The following is a 3,582-nucleotide window of genomic DNA, read 5'->3' on the forward strand; positions in this document are numbered from 1 at the left end:
CTATGCGACCGCCGCGGCCGCATAGTCGTGGCCGTCGGTGGGCTCCCCTGGCAGCGCGAGAAGCAGGCCGCCGGGAGTGGCTTTCCGGGAGGCGAATTCGACGGCGCCGGTGACCTGCAGCTGGGCGGCGGCCTCCGGGGAGATGTCGGCAAGTTCGCCGGCGACGATGTCGGCGATCTGCGCGACGGTCAGGGCTATCACCGGCGCCGCTCCTCCAGCGCGGCGGCGAGTTCCAAGCGGTCGTCGAACGGACGGATCTGCCCGCCGGCGCTTTGCCCGGTTTCATGTCCTTTTCCGGTGACCAGCACGACATCACCCGTGCAGGCCCAGCCGACGGCGTGCCTGATCGCCTCGCGCCGATCGCCGACCTCGATGACTTCGGCGGCAGTCTGGGCTTGGGCGGCGCCGGCCAGGATTTCACGGCGGATCGAGGCCGGATCCTCGGTGCGCGGGTTGTCGTCGGTAACGACGACCAGATCGGCCAGCTCGGCGGCAATCCTGCCCATCGACGCCCGCTTGCCGGCGTCGCGATCGCCGCCCGCGCCGAACACCACCGCCAGCCGGCTATCTGTGCGGCGCAACGTGGTCAGCACCGCTTCGAGGGCGCCCGGCTTATGCGCATAGTCGACCAGCGCCAGGAAGTCCTGCCCGCGGTCGATCTGCTCGAGCCGCCCCGGCACCCGAACATCCCGCAGGCCGGTGGCCGCCTGCTCGGGCGAGACGCCGACCGTGTCCAAAATGGCAACTGCCACTAGGCAATTGGCGATGTTGTAGCGGCCCGGCAGCGGTATGCCGAGCCGGTGGTGCACGCCTGCCGGGTCGACCGCGGTGAATTCCTGGCCGGCGGCGCCCATTGGCGCGATGTCCTCGGCGCGCCAGTCCGCGGCCTGGTTGGTCGTGCTGACGGTGATCGCGTCACCGGCCCGGGCGGCCATCGCCCGGCCGGCGTCATCGTCGACGCAGACCACTGCGGTGTGTGCGCGCAGCTTGGAGGCTCGGTCGAACAACCGGGCCTTGGCCTCGAAGTAGTCGGCCATGCTGGGGTGAAAGTCCAGGTGGTCGCGAGACAGGTTGGTGAAGCCGGCGACCGCGAAACGGATGCCGTCGACGCGGCTCAATGCCAGCGCGTGACTGGACACCTCCATCACGACGGTGTCCACACCACGTTCGGCCATCGCAGCCAGCTGCGCTTGCAGATCGGGCGCCTCCGGGGTGGTCAATCCCCCGGGAATGTCGTCGCCGTCGATGCGGATACCGATCGTGCCGACCAGTCCCGCCGTCCGGTCGCCGGCGCGCAAACCGGCTTCCACCAAATAAGTCGTCGTCGTCTTACCAGACGTTCCAGTCACCCCGATGACGGTCACCCGCTCGGAGGGATGCCCGTAAACCGTAGCGGCCAATTCGCCCAGCACCTCGCGAGGCGACGGGTGAATCAAAACCGGTAGGCCCGGGTGGTCGGCCATCTCGGCGACTCCCGCGGCATCGGTGAGCACCGCGATGGCGCCGTGTTCATTGGCGTCACGGATATAGCGGGCACCATGCGTGGTCGCGCCGGGCAGCGCGGCGAACAAGTCGCCCGGCTGGGCGTCTTGGGCACGCAGCGTGACGCCGGTGATTCGCAGCTCGGGGACGACGCTGTCCTCGGCCGGTACCGCCCCGACCATTGCGGCCAGCGCCGGCAGCGGCACGCCGGCGCCGACGCGGGGCCGCAGCGCTGTGGGCACCTTCATCACCTCCGTCGCTGCCATCAGATCATCATGATTTCAGCCATGACACAGTACCTAGCAGTCCCGTTAAGCGGAGCCCTCGCTGCAAGGATGACCCGAACCAATCCGGAGCGGACGCAAAAGGCATCGGCCGACTAGGCGCGGACCTACATGCCTCTGTTGGTTCGCCGCTAGGTTGCTTGCAGTGTCAGGGGCGGGCCGGGGTCAGGCGACAGCGGAACGTTTTCGCGTTGCAGCAACCAAGCCGCGATGTTGTGGAACAGCGGGGCCGCCGTGTGTCCGGGTGCGCCGTCTGAGGAGCGCTGCGGGTTGTCCATCATGATGCCAACGACGTAGCGGGGATTGTCGGTGGTGGCCATCCCGGCGAACGTGATCCAGTAGACGTCGTCGAAGTAGCAACCGCAGGCGGGGTTGATCTGCTGCGCGGTGCCGGTTTTCCCGGAGATCTGGTAGCCCTCCACCGCCGCCGCCGGCCCGGTGCCCTGCTGATAGCCCATCGGGTCGCGTTGCACGACGGCGCGCAGCATGTTGCGCACAGTCTGCGCGGTTTGCGGAGACACCACTCGAACACCTTCGGGGCGCGGTTCTTCGGTGCGTGTCCCGTCGGGTGCGACGGTCGCCTTGATGATGCGCGGCGGCATCCGCAGCCCGTGGTTGGCGATGGTCTGGTACATACCGGTCATTTGCAGCAAGGTCATCGAAAGACCTTGGCCAATAGGCAGGTTGGAGAACGTGCTGCCCGACCATTGGTCGATCGGCGGAACCAGCCCCGCACTTTCGCCGGGCAGCCCCACATTGGTGCGTTGGCCCAGCCCAAATTTCTTGAGCATGTCGAACCAGCGTTCGGGGCCTACCCGCTGTGCCAGCATCAGCGTGCCCACGTTGGACGACTTTCCGAACACACCCGTTGTGGTGTAAGGCATTACGCCGTGGTTCCAGGCGTCGTGCACAGTGACACCGCCCATGTGGATCGAGCCCGGCACCGAAAGCACCTCGTCGGGATTGGTCAGGCTGTATTCGATTACCGACGAGGCGGTGATGACCTTGTTGACCGAGCCAGGCTCATACGGGGAGGACACCGCAAGGTTGCCTAGCTGCCGATCGCCCTGACGTCCGATGTCTTGCGACGGGTCGAAGGTGTTGTCGTTGGCCATGGCCAGCACTTCGCCGGTCTTGGCGTCCAGCACAACCGCCGACACGTTGCGCGCCCCGGAGGCGTTTTTGGCTTGCTGCACCTGCTGCTGGACATAGAACTGGATGTCGTTGTCGATGGTCAGCTGAACGGTCGAGCCGTTGACCGCCCTGTGCCGATTGCGATAGCTACCAGGGATCACCACGCCGTCGGATCCACGGTCATAGGTGACCGACCCATCGGTTCCGGCCAGCACCGCATCCAGCGAGTCCTCCAGGCCAAGCAGACCGTGACCGTCCCAGTCGATTCCGCCGACAATGTTGGCCGCCAGCGATCCACCCGGATACTGACGCAGATCTTGGCGCTCGGCACCTACTTCCGGGAATTTCGTGGTGATCGCCGTGGCGATAGCCGGATCGACGGCGCGGGCCAGATAGACGAATGTCTCGTCACTGTTCAGTTTCTTGAAAACCGTTGCCTGGTCAGGCTTGTTGTTCAGCCGAAGCGCGACTTCCTTGGCGATATCGTGCAGCCGCTGCTGCGGATCGGGTGCTTTCGCATTCTTTTGCTTGGCTTCGGCAAGCTGCTTGTGGATGCGCCGCGGTTGGAATGTGAGCGCGCGGGCTTCGATGGTGAACGCCAGTTGGTCGTTGTTGCGGTCGACGATGCTTCCGCGCACGGCTTTTTCGACGTCGGTGACTTTAAGTTGTCCAGCGGCCTCCG

1 protein-coding gene and 2 pseudogenes (1 of these 3 only partly in view) are annotated in these 3,582 nt (G+C 66.0%); all 3 read right to left on the reverse strand.

Annotation, left to right across the window (positions count from 1 at the left end):
- Nucleotides 1–201, reverse strand: a pseudogene (locus tag ACFE99_RS23575) (UDP-N-acetylmuramoyl-tripeptide--D-alanyl-D-alanine ligase); the annotation flags it as partial.
- A complete protein-coding gene (locus ACFE99_RS23580) occupies nucleotides 198–1,730 on the reverse strand; it encodes a UDP-N-acetylmuramoyl-L-alanyl-D-glutamate--2,6-diaminopimelate ligase (protein ID WP_375489086.1) in 1,533 nt (510 codons plus the stop codon). The pseudogene ACFE99_RS23575 and the gene ACFE99_RS23580, both read right to left, overlap by 4 nt.
- A gap of 167 nt (nucleotides 1,731–1,897) precedes the next feature.
- Nucleotides 1,898–3,582 (reverse strand): annotated as a pseudogene (locus tag ACFE99_RS23585) (peptidoglycan D,D-transpeptidase FtsI family protein); it runs 340 nt beyond the window's last position.

The organism is uncultured Mycobacterium sp., assembly GCF_964249325.1.
Lineage (GTDB): Bacteria > Actinomycetota > Actinomycetes > Mycobacteriales > Mycobacteriaceae > Mycobacterium.